Genomic DNA, 17273 nt, shown 5'->3' with positions numbered 1-17273 from the left:
GAGCAGAATTAATATTGTACAGTAGATAATATTATAAATTATATTGTCCATTGTATGACCTCCTGTTATCAGTGAATTATAGTAGTTGTTAACAATATTATACAATACATCGTATTTGGAGGATGGTAGAGTTCTTTGCATAAGCGAAGTCCAATTGGTTTTAATGCTTACTGAAAATAGATATCTACCGGTCGTTATTCAGTGAGCTTTTAGGAGAAAAATGAGTCAGCGAATATATAAAGACAAGTTTTATACGCATTTTGATGTAAAGAAATATCATACAGATTATCAACAAAGGGTTCAAAATATTCATTGGGTTGCTAAACATGGCTTTTATCCATTTATTCATTTTCAAATGAATTGCAATAAGTATACAAACGATTCAAATGGACATAAATATATTAAAGAAAAAAATAGAGATATATATTATGCTGCACATATTGACAGATTTATTTATGAGTATTATGGAAATCGACTTAACAACAGATACAATGAGTATATGAAATTGAATGGTATAAGTCGAGCTTCAACTGCATATAGAAATTGTACGCCTGGAAAATGTAATATTGATTTTGCAAAGGAAGTATTTGAATTTATTGCTAAAAGTAAGTCGGCATATGTCTTCGTAGGTGATTTTAGTAAATTTTTTGATAATCTTGATCATAAATATTTAAAGAATAAAATAAAAAATGTAATTGGTGAAAACACGTTGGATGAAGCCGATTATGCTATTTATAAAAATATTACGAAATTTGCATATATTGAGGCAGATGATATCGAGTTAGAAAAAGGTCTTTTAAGAAGAGATATGAGAAAATTGGATAAGTATTTTGAAACAGAAGAATTTCGTGAATTTAAGAAGAAATATCTTCAAAAAAATAATAAAGATTATCAGATTCCACAAGGATCTTCGATTAGTGCTGTATATGCAAATGTGTATATGATTGATTTTGATAAGAAGATTAACGATTATGTGACTACACATAGTGGAATATATAGAAGATATTGTGACGATATAATAATTGTAATTCCTATGACATATGAAAAAATAAAAAATGGAGAAAATGAACAGATTACGAAATTTGTTTATAAAGTCAGAGACAGTATTCCTAATTTAGAATTAAACGAGGATAAAACAGAACAATTTTTTTATGATAATGGAATTATAGAAAAGATAATGGGGGAAAGTAATCTTATTAATTATCTTGGCTTTACATTTGATGGTAAAACCGTTCGAATAAGGGATAAAAGCTTATTTAAGTTTTATTGTAGAGCATATAAGAAGATAAAAAGAGTAAAAGAAAATACGGAAGAAAAAGCTTTTAATGCAGGAAAGAAAGCAATTTATCAATCGTATACACATTTGGGAGCAAGTAAATATTCTAGAGAACATGGAAATTTTCTTACATATGCATACAAGGCAGATGAAATATTTAGTCAAAGTAAAGTCCTTGAAAGCGATATTAGAAATCAAGTAAAAAGACACTGGTATAAAATCAACAAAAGGTTAAAGGAATAAATATAATGACGAACTGAGCTATAGCAGCCAAATTTAATAATGTAGCTTATAAGGGGGAGAGAAGTGCAGCTGAAAGGTGAGGAATATTTAAAAAGAAATATTTTGGCTATATATTACAAACATTATGATGAAGGAAAAAATTTTTCTTATTATCGATTTATGAGTAAAATAGAATTTGAAACATTATTTCAAGAAAAAAAGATTTATTTTACCAATCCGGTAGAATGGAAAAAGTCGTCTACAGGGGATAAAAACGAAAATTATTTGGAAGACTGGTATACCGATAGGAATAATATATTAAAGGCGTATCGATTTATAAAACAGCATTGTATGAAAGTGCAAAAACAGTATTGCACACCACAATATATCATGACAGTATATAGTAATTTTATAGGTGGAGCAGCTTTACTGCAACAGATGAGCTTTTGCTATTGTGTCGCTAATGTATATAATGAAAGTAAGATGATTGATGAATATCACACAAAGTATAAGAGAAATATTATAATAAAATTTAAAAAAGAATTTTGTAAGAAAATGTCAATATTATCAGATGGGAAATATGTGCCTATTGGAACATATCTATATGCTGATGTTATGCCAATGGTTTATGTTGAGAATTTAGACGAATTTATTAAAGAATATATATGTAAAAGTCAAAGACCAGAAGATATTGCAAAAAATACATTTGACTATGGCGCTTTTTTAAAAGATAAAAACTATGGATATGAACATGAAACAAGAATAAAATTACATATGTATATTGAAAAAGATTATAATTTTTTATGCCTGGCGAATGAGTTTTATCGTAAACACTTTTTCATGAATGATGAAGAAAAAATTGTAAATGATAGTATGATATATATTCAAGAATGCAAAAAAAATTTAGACAAAGGTTTTGAAGAGGTATCAGATAGAATAAAGGAAATTGGTGGTAAGCAAAGTTTCGAGTTGGATTTAATTGAACTTGAAATTAGTGAAATCGTTGATTACATTTTATTACATAAAAATGCGACTGTAAATGAAAAGAACGAAGTGTATAAGTTGGCTAAACTTAGAAATGTGCAAGTTAAAGAAATCGATTTTGACAATATGTGAGTATCGTAGGACAGCGTTTGAAAAATATGTAGGAAAGGAAGTGACCGCATGGCAATACCAACCAACATTAAAACTTTTTTGTCTGGAGATGTAGTTGAATGGGCAAGAATTGAATTTAAGGAAACTTGGGATGCAGCTGCCTCCTTGAAATCTATATGTGCATTTGCAAATGATCTGGATAACTGGGGCGGAGGGTGTATTGTTATTGGCGTACAGGAAAATAATGGAAGGCCTGTTTATCCGCTAAAGGGAGTTCCGATGGATAAGTTGGATTCTTATCAGAAAAACATATTTGCAAAATGCAAACTTCTTAGACCGGCTTATACCCCAATCATTGGTGTTGAGACATACCAGAACAAACAGTTTACCATCGAGGATATGATATCAGGGAGCCAAAAGGGAGCCGAAAAGGAGCCGAAAAGGAGCCAAAAAGGAGCCAAAAAAAGAAGCCGAAAAAAAGCAGGATATATTGCAGCGCTTGGAAGAAAATCCTTCAATAACGCAGATGAAACTTATGGAGGAATTTAATCTATCGAGAAAGCAGATCCAGAAGATTATAAAGGATTTGCGTGAAGATGGACTGGTTGAAAGACAAGGATTCAATAGAAATGGAAAGTGGATTGTAAAGAAATAACAGGTAACACTCTTGAAAAAAGAACAGTAGTAGAAGTGGAAAACGAGAGAATCTATACTTCTACTACTGTTTTGGGTTTTATAATATTATCGTTCTTCCGGTTTAGGCTGTTCTGGTAAAGCAGGTTCTGGTTGCTCGGCTATTTCAGCCTGCGCCTGGAAAGTAATGGTTACTTTGAATAAATCGCCGTCCAGGTAGAGCTGGAATTTGCCGCCTTGGAGTTCGGTGAGGCTTTTGGCGATGCTAAGGCCAAGGCCGCTGCCTTCGGTGTTGCGGGAGACGTCGCCGCGGACAAAACGCTCGGTCAGCTCTTCGGCTGCGAAGTTAAGAGGCTGGGCGGAGATATTTTTCAGAGTGAAGATTACCTGACCGCGGGCATTCTTGACTTCGGCGTAAACTCTTGTGCTTTCCATTGCGTATTTGGTCACATTACCGAAAACATTTTCCAGCACACGCCACAGGCGCTGGCCGTCGGCGCGGATCATAGAAGGCTCATCTGGGAAATGGACCATCATAGTGAGCTGGCGCTCTTCGAACCGCTCTTCAAATTCCCCAATTACCTGGTGGAGCATTTCCACGAAATCAAGGTTCGTCATATTCAGTGTAAGATTACCGGTACTTGCCTTGGAAGCCTCTACCACATCTTCTGTGAGCACCTTCAGACGTGCCGCTTTGGTTTCCAGAATGTCCAGATATTCCAAAACCTTGGGATCTGTGAAATTCTCCCGTTTCAGAAGATCAATGTAGCTGATGATGGAGGTCAGCGGAGTTTTTAGGTCGTGGGAGACGTTGGTGATCAGCTCGGTTTTCATACGCTCGTTTTTCACACTGTTTTCCACGGCTGCGTCAAGGCCGCTTCCAATATTGTTGATATATTCGGCAATACGTTTATCGTCGCCAGAGAGACGGTCCAGAGGAATCTTATACTGGAGATTTCCGCCGGAGATCTCCTTCAGGCCTTTTCTAATCTGTTCCCTGTGATATGCCTTAGTAATGCCGTAAATCAGAAGCAGCAGGTCCGCCAGGCAGCTGAGGAAAAAGAAGAACTTCGTATTGCCAAAGATGAAATATTTGATAAGCATATAGCCAAAGAAAGCAAAGGTTACTTTTAATCTGCTGACGGTATTTATGGAATAAAAATCGGCCAGTGCGTGAAATTTTCTTTTAATATAGCGGATAACCTTTACGATCAGGAGGAGCAGTCTGCGAAGGAGACTGTTTTTCCAAAGCTGTTTTGCTTTGATCCTTCGAACCAGGCTCAGGTAGCCGATCTGGAACCAGAATAAGGTGTAAAAACCAATGATAATGAGGACAAGCAACTGGTATGCGTTAAGCAGAGATCCCTGTGCATCTGCGGCCTGTAACCTGGCAATCTGATAGTCTGCAAGGTTTAAAATGGTTGATCCCTGCAAAAACAAGGCAACAACCAGGAGCCATGCAAACACTACCAGTCCAGCAGAAAGCTCTGTTGGCCAGCGGTCAAAGAAGCAGAGGTGGATTTCCTCATCTGTGGATTTTCTTCCAGAAACTGCAGTGAGCCATACAAGGGAGACGATGAGCAGCAGGAAGCAGAGCAGGAAGGCAAGGAATACAGGTTTCTGATATCTGGAGTAAGCGTCAAAAAATGTTTTTCCATCAGTAAAGCTATCTGAAACCGGTAATTCCTGGTTTACATAAGTGACAAAAATAAAGTTGTCACTGACCTCCGGAAGTACCTGCCGCATTATCTCCTTCCAGTGTGTGGAAGTAATATGATTCCCCGGAAGCGCATAATGCCTGTCAAGTCCAGACAGGTTGGTAGAAAAACTATCCGGCGCAGCCTGAAGCAGCACATAGGAAAATCCGTCCATGCCATCCAGGATGTCACAGAGCTTCTGATAATAATTGGTGCCCGCGCCACTTGCGGATCCAGTATTTGAATTTCTGGAACCAACCATGGAGAAATCCGTGGCTGTATTGACAGAAGCGTCAGCACTATCTGAGAAAGTTACATTTTTATCCTTCTCATAATTCAGTTCCTTCTCTAGATTACTGTCATTGGTAAGTACCTGTCCATTATCTTCATTGACATAAAGATAACTCATATTGGACTGTCCCTGTGCATAGCCATTCAGCACATCCATCTGTTCATTATAATTATCAATGCTGGAAAGAATGTCATAAAGTCCATTAAAAGCATCCTGAAGGTGTCCATTCCACCGTTCATTTTCATTTACCACATCCAGAATACTGTCCGCACCAACTGGTGTAAAGTGTTCCTTAGGTTCATAACCTTCATAGGAATAAAAATAATCATAAAGAGTACTTCCATCCTTAGAATTGACCCGGATCTCAGAAAAAGGCTCTGTCAGACTTCCATACTGTAGATCGTCTTTCACTTCATCAATAATAGCTTGTGCTATTTCATTGGAAGATTCCTCGTAGGAAGATTCCTGATAGGTATCCCAGTCATCTGATTGAGGCATATAAGACTCCATATTCACCGCGAAAGCCAGCTCCCCAGAATCTATCAGCTTTAGAAAATCATTCACATAGTAATAATGATAGGTAAGCCCCAGCGCATTATCAGAAGCGTCCTTTGCATAATGGCAGATTACGATCGGATCTCCATTTTCCGAATTATAATCATAATCCTGTTTTTTCGTCCAGTTTTTCAGATCCTCCAAAGAATAAGCAAGCCCAGATGTATTTGTAAAAGAAATCTCCTGGTCATTTACTACCTCATCCAGATCCACCACACGAATATCCCCGGAAGAAACCTTGCTAGTGTTGGAAGTGGAACTGTCTGAACTGCCTGCAGTGCGGTCTATGTCATCCCCAGCTGCTGTCAAGTCAGCGTCCGCATAAGAAGCAACCGACGAAATCGCATGTGCCACATTCCAAGTCGCATTATAAAAATTCGAAGCAAACATGCTGGAATCCAGATAATCCCCTCCCGAATCCCCCAGCCGTACCCCGTGAAATTCTAACGTAAGGAAGAAAAGCCCCGCAAAAATAGCTCCTCCCAGCAAAATATATTGCAAAACCAGCAACAGTCCCTTTATGCCTGGACTGCGCTGCCATTTTTTCTTATTCATCATTTATCCCCTTTCTTATTTATGTCACTATTTGTATGCTAAAGTCCCAGTCAGTACACAGCATTTGGGCAATGGGTATTACTCCAGCGAACCATTTCAGGCGCGGTCTTAGCGCAGATGAAATCCAGCGCTTACGAAGACTTATGCGTGAGGGCTCTCCCGAACGCATTAGTCGTAGTTAGCGATTAGTTCATCGGAGCGTTGCGCCGGTGAGTGAGTAATACCCATTGTCCGAATGCGTCCGCCTTGACGAATTTTCAACCCACAAAATAGCAATTAAATCTTCTCCACTTTGTACCCCAGCCCCCAAACCACTTTCAGGTACCTGGGATCCTTCGGATTAATCTCGATCTTCTCCCGGATATGCCGTATATGCACTGCAATCGTATTATCCGCCGCAATCGCCTCCTCATTCCAGATATTTTCATAAATCTGATTAATAGAAAACACCCGTCCCTGATTCTTAATAAGAAGAAGCAGAATATTATACTCAATCGGCGTAAGCTTCACAACCTCGCCATCCACCTGGACCTCCTTCCGGTCATCATCCACAACCAGTCCGCCCGTGGTATAAACATGCTGGCTCTCGCAGGAAACCGCCGCACCCAGCTGCGTATACCTGCGAAGCTGGGAACGCACCCTTGCAATCAGCTCCAATGGACTAAACGGCTTTGTCACATAATCGTCTGCCCCCACATTCAGCCCCAGGATTTTATCCGCGTCCTCAGACTTGGCAGAAAGAATAATAATAGGAAGAGAATGCTCCTCCCGGATCTTCAAAGTTGCCCTGATGCCATCCAGTTTGGGCATCATCACATCAATGATCAGCAGATCCACCCGCTCCTTTTCCAAAATAGAAAGAGCCTGCTGGCCATCATAAGCCTTCCGGATCTGGTGTCCCTCCTGCTCCAGATAAATGCTGATAGCCTCCACGATGTCTCTGTCATCATCACAAACAAGAATAACTGCCACTTTCTTTTTCACCTCCCCTATGATATATAAAGTATCAGACAAAATTTAAGATGAAAGGGGTAAAATCTTAAGATATTCTTAGGAAAAACCGAGAATTAAGTTTGCGCAGCAAACGCTGCTTTCTGGGTTTGCCGCAAGAACGCTTGTCTTTTGATGTATTGTGAAGCGTGTAACTGCGAATGTAAGGAACCGTTACACGATAAATATGAGTGTAAAAGAAAGCTTTTCCAAATGCAACAATATTGTCAAAAAAATAGCAGGAAATCAGAAAAACTTTCGGAGCCAGTTTTGTTGCGTAATGGAAAAGAATGCCTTATAATATAGAAAAAATGGGAATTTATGTATATAAAAACGGAAGCGAGTTGTGTATGAAAAAGGAAAAGAATACTGAGACAAATACATACGTAGTAGACAGAGAATACAGGCTTCAGTATATCGGTAAGAATCTTAAGAAGAGATTTCCTGATCTGAAGATCGGGGATGTCTGTTATGAGAAATTCCGGAGAAAAGAGAATCCATGCCGTAATTGTCCGCTGGCACATAAGAACCGCAAGATGGACATGTTCTATAATGAAGACGAACAGAAGTGGATGAAGATCAACGCAGGCGAGATTGAGTGGCCAGGAGCCACAGGCTGCCACGTTATTCTTACCAGAGAGGTGACAGAGAAGAATCTGGATGAGCTTTGTCGTTTTGTAAATATGAAGAAGGAAGTAGTGGAGCGAAAGAACTCCTGTAAAGGCGAGCGAAATAAGCTTACAGGACTATTTTCCAGAGAGCCGTTTTTCCGGCAGACCGAAGCTTTTCTCAGTGTAAATGATATACAGCCAGGAGAATATTGTGTGGCTGCCATTGATATTGAGCATTTTAAGCTTTTCAATGAGTGGTACGGACAGGAAGCAGGAGACAGGCTTCTTGGAGAAATCGGTGCCCACCTTCAGAAAATGCGCCAGGAAGTTGGGGGGATTGCAGGATATATGGGAGGTGATGATTTCACCATTGTACTTCCAAATTCCGAAGAAATCCTGGAGAGTCTGAAGCGCAGGATCACAGGCTTTGTACGTGCATATGGCGGACATACCGGATTTCTTCCCGCTTTTGGATTTTATGTGATCGATGATCTGGATGTGAGCATTTCCCTGATGTACGACCGTGCGATCCTTGCCCAGGAGACTGTGAAGGGAAATTATGCAATACGTTCAGTCTATTACAGTGCAGATATGAAGACCAGGCTGGAGAACAATCATGTACTCCTTACCCAGGTTCAGGAAGGTCTGGAGAGGAATGAGTTTATCTATTATCTTCAGCCAAAGGTAAATCTGAACACTGGCAAGATTGTGGGACTGGAATCACTGGTGCGCTGGAATCACCCAGACAAGGGAATCGTGGCACCTGGATATTTCATTCCGGTTATGGAAAGCAATGGTCTGGTCACGGAACTGGACAAAAAGGTATGGGAGCAGGTATGCCAGACCCTGCAGGGCTGGATCAAAGCCGGACACCGGGTGATCCCCATTTCGGTCAATGTATCAAGTGTGGATATTTATGCAATCGACGTGGTGGAGCACTTCAAACATCTGGTGAAGAAATATGGGCTTCCGCCGGAATATGTAGAGCTGGAGATCACAGAGAGTGCTTATGTGGAGGAATATAAGGTGATCACCGGAGTGGCAGAGGAACTGCGGAATGCTGGCTTTACCGTTCTGATGGATGACTTTGGAAGCGGTTATTCTTCTTTAAATATGCTGAAGGATGTTAATGTAGACGTTCTGAAGATCGATATGAAGTTCCTGAAAATGGACGAGAACACCATGGGAAAAGGAATGGGTATCCTGGAGGCTGTTACCAGAATGGCCAATATCATGGGACTCCGCATGATCGCAGAGGGTGTGGAGACGGAGGATCAGATCAATTATCTGCTGAATATGGGCTGTATTTATGGACAGGGCTATTTCTTCTACAAGCCTTTACCTGTGGAAGAAATCAAGAGGATCCTTCTGGATGAGAACAATGTAGACTACCGCGGCATTCAGGCGCGGAAGATTGAGCATGTGCGCTTCAAGGATCTTTTCCAGTCGGAGCTGGCAAGTGACAGCATTCTGAACAATATTCTGGGACCGATCGCTATCTATGACGTGTACCAAGACAATGTAGAACTGCTGCAGGTAAATGACAAATATTGTCTTCTGATCGGACAGGATCCGGTAGACCTGGCTGAGAATGTACAGGTGCTTCAAGATATTTATCCCGATGACCGGCACAAGATGCAGAATATTTTCCAGAGAGCTTTCCAGCGGCTGGCGGAAGGTGCAGAGGGCACTGTGCGCCGCAGGCGGAAGAACGATCAGTATATGTGGATCAATATCAAGGCCTTTTTCCTGAGAGAGCAGGATGGACACCAGATGTTCTACGGCGCTGTCAGGGATGTGACCGAGGAGATGAACCAGTTCCGTAAGCTGATGGCTTATCAGGGAAAATAAGCTTCCATGTGATTTATAACAGCGCCTGACCTGGTAAGGTCTGGCAAAATAACGGGCGCTTGCAATTTCAGAAAGTTTGTGGCATAATCTGTGATAATAACTTAACAATCGGAAACAGCAGCCATCGGGCTTTTTTCCGACTTTATTTCAAAAACGACAGGTGAGAAAATGTCTGGCTTTACCAAAGAAATTATTATCAGGACTTTGTTTGAACTGCTGAATGAGAAGCCCTTAGCGAAAATTACAGTGAAAGATATTGTAGAACGCTGCGGCGTGAACCGGAATACCTTTTATTATCATTTCCGGGATATTTCCGATGTTGTGGAATGTGCACTTCTTCGGAAAGTGGATCAGGTCTTTGAGCGTCCGGTGGAAGTGGATTCTGTGCTGGAATGTCTTGAAGTACTGGTAAATCTGATCGGAGAGAATAAGAAAGCTATGCTGCATATTTATTGTTCTGTGCAGAGGGAGACTTTTACCGGTGCGCTGGATAAGATGTGCCAGTACATTGTGAAGCAGTATATCATCCATAATTTTGAAGAAGAAATTATGGAAAAAGAGGATATGAAGGCGTTGATGCATTTTTATAAATGTGTGATGACCGGAGTGATTCTGGACTGGATGGATCACCGGATGTCCTATGACCTGACCAAATATGCAGGGAAGCTTCGAAGCCTCTATGGAAATACCTTCGAGAAAACATTGGAAAAGGCGGCAGGAACAAAGCCAGCGCATCAGAAAATCATATAAATTCTACCCGGATCCGGTTGCCGCAGGCGGCATATCCGTTTAGACAAAAAAGGGATTGTGTCTGAATTTCAGACACAGTCCCTTTTTTGCCTGTTCCTTTTGGAAATTTTTCTCATTATAATAAGGGGTATGAAAAGAAGCAGAAGAAAGGAGGATCTGTATGAAGACGTCAGGTACTTTGAAAATTGCGCGAAATGGATATATTGTAATGGCGGTTATCTTCTGTGCGCTGGGAATTTTTCTTATGGCAAATCCGGAAGGTGCCATGAAAACTATCTGCGTGCTGGCTGGAGCTTTATTCATTGCAGACGGGATCATTAAGATCATCGGTTATTTTTCCAGGGATTTCTACTGCCTGGCTTTTCAGTTCGATTTAGGATTTGGAATTCTGATGATTGCCATGGGAGTGCTGATCCTGGTGAGAAGAGAAGCTATTTTTAAACTGGTCTTTGTAGTCTTCGGACTGCTGATCCTGGCAGATGCCCTGCTTCGAATCCAGATGTCGGTGGAAGCAAAAAAATTCGGGCTGAATCTGTGGTGGGCGATTTTAATCGTTGCTGTAGTGACAGGCGTGTTTGGAATGCTGCTTCTCATAGATCCGGCAGGCGGTGCAAGGCTGACGGTGATTTTCACAGGAATTGCATTTTTGCTGGAAGGAATTTTGAAGTTATGTGTGGTTATTTACACGGTAAAGCTTCGGAATGACGGCAATGTGGTTTATGAGGAGAAATTCACAGAGGTTGGACATTGATGATGCAGATAAGCTGTAAGTACAATGTAAAAAGGTAATCAGAAATTTCAACAGGTTACTATAACGGCAGCAGCGGGGCAGACAGCCACGTTACTATATAAAAAAATAGATTCCACGGAAAAAAATACATGTCCATGGGATTGGTATCATAGCTTAAACAAAGGAGGAGCATTATGAAATTGATTGACAAGGCAAAACAGGCCGCTATGGAAGGTGCAGTAACAAAAGCATTAGAATATCTGGAAAAGGATCCGGAGACAAATATTCCAAAGCTGATGGAGCTGGTTGACAAATTTACTCCGCAGGACTGGTATAAAGGCCAGAGGGATGCCATTCGTAATGCAATCCAGGATACAAACAGCAACTGGTATAAGCTGATCATGAACCTGTATCAGCTGGATCCAGGTGTTCGAAAGGTATTTTTCCAGAACTTTATTGTAAATGCCAGCTTAAAGGGAAGCGCAAGACAGGAAGAGGTGGCCGCACAGAACAACTGTAACGTTCCGTGGGCGATCCTTCTGGATCCTACCAGTGCCTGTAACCTGCACTGCACAGGATGCTGGGCAGCAGAGTATGGCCACAAGCTGAACCTGGATCTGGATACCATTGATTCCATTATCAGACAGGGGAAAGAGCTTGGCGTTTACATGTACATTTATACAGGCGGTGAGCCTACAGTCCGTAAGAAAGATCTGATCAAACTTTGTGAGATGCATCCGGACTGTGAGTTCCTTTCCTTCTCAAACGGAACACTTTTTGATGAGGAATTCTGTGATGAAATCTTAAGAGTAAAGAACTTCGTTCCTGCATTCAGCCTGGAGGGCTCCGAGGAAGCCAATGACGGACGTCGTGGTGAGGGAATCTATCAGAAGGTTATGCACGCAATGAAGCTGTTGAAAGACAGAGGACTTCCATTTGGTGTTTCTACCTGCTATACAGGTATGAACGTAGACAGTGTAAGCAGCGAGGAATATTTCGACAAGCTGATTGACTGTGGTGCATTATTTGCATGGTTCTTCCATTATATGCCAGTTGGAAATGACGCTTCACCGGAGCTTCTTCTGACACCGGACCAGCGGGAAGAAATGTATCGTGCAATCCGTAAATTCAGAAGTACAAAAGCAATCTTTACACTGGATTTTCAGAACGATGCCGAATTTGTTCACGGATGTATTGCAGGAGGAAGACATTATCTGCATATTAATGCAAATGGTGATGTGGAGCCTTGTGTATTTATCCATTATTCAAACTGCAACATCAAGGATACTTCTCTTCTGGATGCACTGAAGAGCCCGATTTTCCAGGCTTATCACGACAACCAGCCATTTAATGAGAACATGCTCCGTCCATGTCCGATGCTGGAGAATCCGGAGATCCTGCGACGCCTGGTTGAGGAGACTGGCGCGAAGTCTACAGACCTGCAGTCCCCGGAGAGCGCAGATCATCTTTGCGGCAAATGTGATAAATATGCAGCCTGCTGGAAAGAAAGAGCGGATCAGCTGTGGGATGAGAGACAGAAGGAGAAGGCTGCGAAGGCTGGCTGCTGATAACTGAAAAATAGAAGTGAAACAGACTGGTGGGAACGCCAGTCTGTTTTTTTGAAAGTGCGTTAAAGCGGACGCATTCGGACAATGGGTATTACTCACTCACCGGCGCAACGCTACGATGAACTAATCGCAAACTGCGACTAAGGAGTTCCGGAGAGCCGTCACTCCTAAGTCTTCGTAAGCGCTGGATTTCATCTACGCTAAGGGCGCGCCTAAAATAGTTCGCTGGAGTAATACCCATTGCCCAAATGCTGTGTACTGGCAGAAACTGTTTAGATTCCAGTAATGCACTATATCAATTGGATACTTAGTAGTTATATGCACCTTCGTAAGCATTACAGTGTTCTTTACGTTTTGAATGATTTTCACATGTGCTGCACCGGTCGCAGAATTCCTGCTCGTAGCAGGTGGAACAGACGCAGCCTTTGCAAGCATCTCGGTCGTAGGCTGGGGTGCAGGTGTAGGGGAATTTATTATCGGTTGTCTTTTCTGACATTTGGATCACGCTCCTTTTTAATGTGATTATAGTTCAAAAAAATGTGCGGTTCAATTGAAAAAATCTGAAAAAAGAGGGGCGGATTTTTGGGCACTTTTTAATACTATAATATAGATTAAGAGGCAGCTGATCAGTCAGCTGCCCCATAATTTGTGGAGATTTAATGTGAAATTGTGTTTGAAGCTTATGCTCCAACTGTAAATTCATAGCTTCCGGATTCTAATGTATAAACAGCACAGGTGATTCCGTTATGCTCTGTCATTTCTACGAATTCAGCACCTTCTGGAACTGTTGTTACATTTGCCTGATCTTCAGAGATTGGAAGATACAGTGTTGCAGAAGTATTTGCGGGAACAGTTGCGGAATAAGAGAGAAGCTCTCCGTTATCTGCAGTCCAGGAACTCTTGATTTCGCCGTAGTTGGAGTTATAGCTTCCTGTTAAGGAAGTATACATAGAGCCAACCTGTGGCTGCAGTACAAAATTCTGATAGCCGCCTTCACTATCTGCGTAATCTGTTGTAATACCAAGCTGATATTCATACATCCAGGAACCAACAGAACCAAGTGCAAAATGGTTAAAAGAGTTCATTGCGCTGTTTCCACCATCCTCGAAAGCAAGCTCATAAGAATTCCATCTTTCCCAAGCTGTAGTAGCACCGAGGGTTACTGGATATAACCAGGACGCGTAGTCTGTACAAGTGATCATGTTATAAGCAGTCTCGCTGTTTCCGTTTCTGGAAAGTGCAGGAAGAATGTTTGGTGTTCCAGAGAAACCTGTTGTAATTGAATATGCAGGACAATCAATAGGATCACCACCATCCTGACCGAGGCTGGAAGCAGTTGCAAGACCGTTTCCTCCATTGCTCTGATTTGGATCAGCTGCCAGTTCTGCAAGACGTTTTGCTGCAAACTCTTTGTTTTCGTCATTAAAGCAGTTGAAGTTTAATGGTGTAGCATAAGAGGTTTGAGAATCAATAATTTCTCCATCTGCATTCTGAGTCATACCTGTTTCAGAATCTACATAAACTTCATTCCATTCCTGTTTTGCAAGATCATGGCGGTCACGAAGAGTTTGTGCATATTCTGTTTCGCCGATTTCGTCAGCCATAATTGCAGTTACTTCCATCATATAAATATAAATTGCATTGTTTACAATATCAGATGTAGTATTACCATCAATGGAAAGCCAATCAGCTAAACCAGTAGTTTTTCCAGATAGACCGGTGTAAGTTTTTCCATTTGCTTCAAAGTCAAAGCTGTCCATACCATCCAGCCATGCTTTCATAGTGTCAAAGTTTTCGCGGATGATCTGAGTATCACCATACTGAGTATAAAGCTGCCATGGTACCATGCATACAGCTGCGGCCCAGGTAGTGCCATCTGCAAATTCTACATCAGTAGAAGTAGTATAAGTCGGAACAGTACTTCCAATTCCTCCGTTATCGGCCTGGTCGTCTCTCAATGCAACCATCCACTGACGGAAGAAGTTCTCAACATCTGCATTATAGGTTGCAGTTCTGGAGAAGGCCTGTGCATCACCAGTCCATCCCATACGTTCATTTCTCTGTGGGCAGTCTGTCGGAATTGACATAAAGTTACCAACCTGGCTGCGCTGAATGTTAGAGAAAAGCTGATTTACATAATTGGTAATAGTATCATCTGTTGTTGTCGCTTCGTATGTACCGGTTAACTCCTGTACAGAAGAAAGAACAAGTCCCTGTACATTTTCTGTTGGGAGAGCTTCTGTGCTGGATGGAATGGTAATCTGGATATAGCGGTATCCACGATAAGTCAGGCTTGGCTGTATTGTAACATCTTTGTTTTCATCTTCAGCGCTTGCTGTGTAGAAATCTGTTGCCAATGCAGCTCGATAAGTATCATGGAGAACACGGCCGGCTACATTTGCATGGTAAGTTCCATTTTCTCCATAAAGTCCTGTATAATAATCGTTTGTATTCTGGGAATCCTCATTACCAGGATAGATGTCTTCGCCATATCGAAGAATAACGGTATCCCCTTCTTTTAACCAGCCCTTTGGAATAGTAATTGAAGGTACACCAACCATTGCAACACCCATATCATATGTATAAGTAGTTCCATCTTCACTGTGAGTTTCAAGAACTCTGTTCGCAGTAAGGTTTTCAAGAACATGGATAGGTACATCGTAGCGGGAAACAATATCGAAATCAATCCAGTCACGGGAACTGATTACATCTGGAGTTTCCCAGTCTGTAGTGTCATAATCAGATGTAGACCATCCCTCAATGGAGTCTTCTTTTTCTGCATTGTAACGCTCACCCTGGAAGAAACTACTATATTCAATTGGTCCATTATTGTATACCTGCCAGGTATCATCGTCAGAAACAATAACATCTTCAGTTCCGTCTTCGTAAGTAATTACAAGTTTTGAAAGAAGAGCAGGGTCATCACCAAAGAAGTTATAATTTCCGGGGCTGAAAGTCATGTAACCAGTATACCAGCCTCCACTGAGAATAGCACCGATTGCATTAGTACCTTCTGACAGCATGTCAGTGACGTCATAAGCGTGATAGCAAAGGGTATCTCTGTACTGGCTGTCAGCAGGATTAAACCAGTCATCTCCCATTCGCTGGCCATTGATGTACATTTCATAAATTCCCATTGCAGTGACATACATTTTTGCACTTGCAACTTTTTTTGTAACATCAAATGTAGTTCGAAGCATTGGCATGGAACCGCAGCTTGGATCTGCATACACAAAAGTATTTCCACTTACTTCGATATTGTCTCCATCAACCTGAATGCCTTCATTTCCATCAAAAATGCTGTAAGTTGCACCTGTAGTACTATTGAATAAAACATCCTGATCACTTTGGCCAATATCAATAATCTGATAATTACTGAAAGTTGCCTTACAACCATCTTTAGTGGAAAAACCAATAGAGTTAAGGTTTGGGAATGTGTTATAGTTGTTGCCGGTTGATAATGGGCTGACTGTTAAAGACGGACGGCTGGTTCCAAAACGTCCTTCCTGTTCGGGGCCTACGAATAATTCCTGATCATCAACTTTGATTGTAATGTTTCCTGTTTCACAGTAAATGTCAATATTATGTACATCGTTAATGTTTTCAGGAGTAAATAATTCATCGATGTTTGTATCTTCTGTATCAGCAGCTGAAATAGTTAAATATGGAGTATCAGCACTGTCTCCCTGTGCATAACCCACTCTGTATATGTTAAGTTTTGCGCCATTTCCAGCAGAAACACCATTAAAATCAAATTCCAGACGAATGTAGTTTTCACCCTCAACATTTTCAACATTCTGGAATTGATCATTAAGTCGATAGTCGTTAGCGCCAACAATAAGAGAAGCTTTGTTTCCTTCTGTAATCTGCATATCTGTATTGATATGCCATACACAAGCACTGGTTGCATCTAATGCTGTTGCAGTGGTTCCAATAAATTCGGCACCATCCCATCCTTCAAGATCGGGATTCATAATTCCGGTTTCAAAGCGGGAAGTCTGGGTGTATTCCTTTCCATCTTTGTCCCATACAGTAAGGGTCCACTGATATGCAGTCTCTGGTTCTAAAGAATCACCATTGTAACTGATATCAGCTGAGGCACTATCTTCCTGCTTCTGACTGTCCCATACAACATCTCCAGTTGCCTCTTTGGTGACGACAATTTGATAGGCGGTCTGCTTCTGACCGTGTAACTGAGAATCCATCTGCCAGCTGAAGACTGGTTTTTCATCTTCTACAGCAAGTGGTTCTGTATAATTTCCTACACGTAAATTGGAAATTTCAGTTGGGATACTTTCTGCCTCTGCCATAACGGCAACTCCTGATGAGGTTGCCATTAAAGCGGTAGATACGGCAATGACTGTTACACGTCCTAGTTGTTTTCTTTTTTTCATAGATACCCTCCATTCATAATTTTCTTGATGAGTTAATTATAAGAAAAGAGGAGT

General features: G+C 41.2%; 12 protein-coding genes. 8 read left to right on the top strand and 4 right to left on the bottom strand.

Features of this window, described 5'->3' with window-relative positions; genetic code table 11:
• Positions 1-220 precede the first annotated feature (220 nt).
• From LIQ05_RS11600 to LIQ05_RS20665, 4 genes are all read left to right on the top strand, one after another.
• Positions 221-1519 (top strand): reverse transcriptase/maturase family protein, encoded by a 1299-nt coding sequence (locus LIQ05_RS11600; RefSeq protein WP_226820774.1) that lies wholly within the window; start codon positions 221-223, stop codon positions 1517-1519.
• 63 nt (positions 1520-1582) lie between these two features.
• Positions 1583-2614 (top strand): hypothetical protein, encoded by a 1032-nt coding sequence (locus LIQ05_RS11595; RefSeq protein ID WP_226820772.1) that lies wholly within the window; start codon positions 1583-1585, stop codon positions 2612-2614.
• A gap of 48 nt (positions 2615-2662) precedes the next feature.
• Complete coding sequence (locus LIQ05_RS11590; RefSeq protein WP_226820770.1) at positions 2663-3142, top strand: helix-turn-helix domain-containing protein; 480 nt, start codon at positions 2663-2665, stop codon at positions 3140-3142.
• Positions 3120-3248, top strand: a complete 129-nt coding sequence (locus LIQ05_RS20665) for a hypothetical protein (protein ID WP_416385996.1) — start codon at positions 3120-3122, stop codon at positions 3246-3248. The genes LIQ05_RS11590 and LIQ05_RS20665 overlap by 23 nt, the downstream gene beginning before the upstream one ends.
• Positions 3249-3334: 86 nt before the next feature.
• On the opposite strand, the gene LIQ05_RS11580 is transcribed toward LIQ05_RS20665, so the two are convergent.
• Both LIQ05_RS11580 and LIQ05_RS11575 read right to left on the bottom strand, forming a co-directional pair.
• Positions 3335-6328, bottom strand: a complete 2994-nt coding sequence (locus tag LIQ05_RS11580) for a sensor histidine kinase (protein WP_226820766.1) — start codon at positions 6326-6328, stop codon at positions 3335-3337.
• A gap of 273 nt (positions 6329-6601) precedes the next feature.
• The gene (locus LIQ05_RS11575; protein ID WP_226820764.1) at positions 6602-7297 is read right to left on the bottom strand and encodes a response regulator transcription factor; all 696 of its coding nucleotides are present in this window, start codon (positions 7295-7297) and stop codon (positions 6602-6604) included.
• Positions 7298-7665: 368 nt separating this feature from the next.
• Between LIQ05_RS11575 and LIQ05_RS11570 the strand changes: the two genes are divergently transcribed.
• The 4 genes from LIQ05_RS11570 (at position 7666) to LIQ05_RS11555 (ending at position 12825) form a co-directional block, all read left to right on the top strand.
• Positions 7666-9777 carry an EAL domain-containing protein gene (locus LIQ05_RS11570; protein ID WP_226820762.1) on the top strand — a complete coding sequence of 704 codons (2112 nt, stop codon included), beginning with the start codon at positions 7666-7668 and terminating at the stop codon, positions 9775-9777.
• A gap of 168 nt (positions 9778-9945) precedes the next feature.
• Positions 9946-10527 (top strand): TetR/AcrR family transcriptional regulator, encoded by a 582-nt coding sequence (locus LIQ05_RS11565; RefSeq protein ID WP_226820760.1) that lies wholly within the window; start codon positions 9946-9948, stop codon positions 10525-10527.
• 160 nt (positions 10528-10687) lie between these two features.
• Positions 10688-11278: an HdeD family acid-resistance protein gene (locus LIQ05_RS11560; protein ID WP_226820758.1), complete on the top strand. Its 591-nt coding sequence runs from the start codon at positions 10688-10690 to the stop codon at positions 11276-11278.
• A gap of 173 nt (positions 11279-11451) precedes the next feature.
• Positions 11452-12825, top strand: coding sequence for a radical SAM protein (locus LIQ05_RS11555; protein WP_226820756.1), 1374 nt, complete (start codon positions 11452-11454; stop codon positions 12823-12825).
• Between the two features lie 307 nt (positions 12826-13132).
• Here LIQ05_RS11555 and LIQ05_RS11550 read toward each other — a convergent pair whose 3' ends face one another.
• Together LIQ05_RS11550 and LIQ05_RS11545 are read right to left on the bottom strand one after the other, a co-directional pair.
• A complete protein-coding gene (locus LIQ05_RS11550) occupies positions 13133-13321 on the bottom strand; it encodes a hypothetical protein (protein WP_148460996.1) in 189 nt (62 codons plus the stop codon).
• A gap of 184 nt (positions 13322-13505) precedes the next feature.
• Complete coding sequence (locus LIQ05_RS11545; protein ID WP_226820754.1) at positions 13506-17219, bottom strand: family 78 glycoside hydrolase catalytic domain; 3714 nt, start codon at positions 17217-17219, stop codon at positions 13506-13508.
• Positions 17220-17273 lie beyond the last annotated feature (54 nt).

The sequence above is a fragment of the Blautia glucerasea genome (assembly GCF_020537505.1).
Lineage (GTDB): Bacteria > Bacillota > Clostridia > Lachnospirales > Lachnospiraceae > Blautia_A.
Note: the sequence above shows the minus strand (reverse complement) of the source record. Positions and strands in the feature narration are given on the sequence as shown.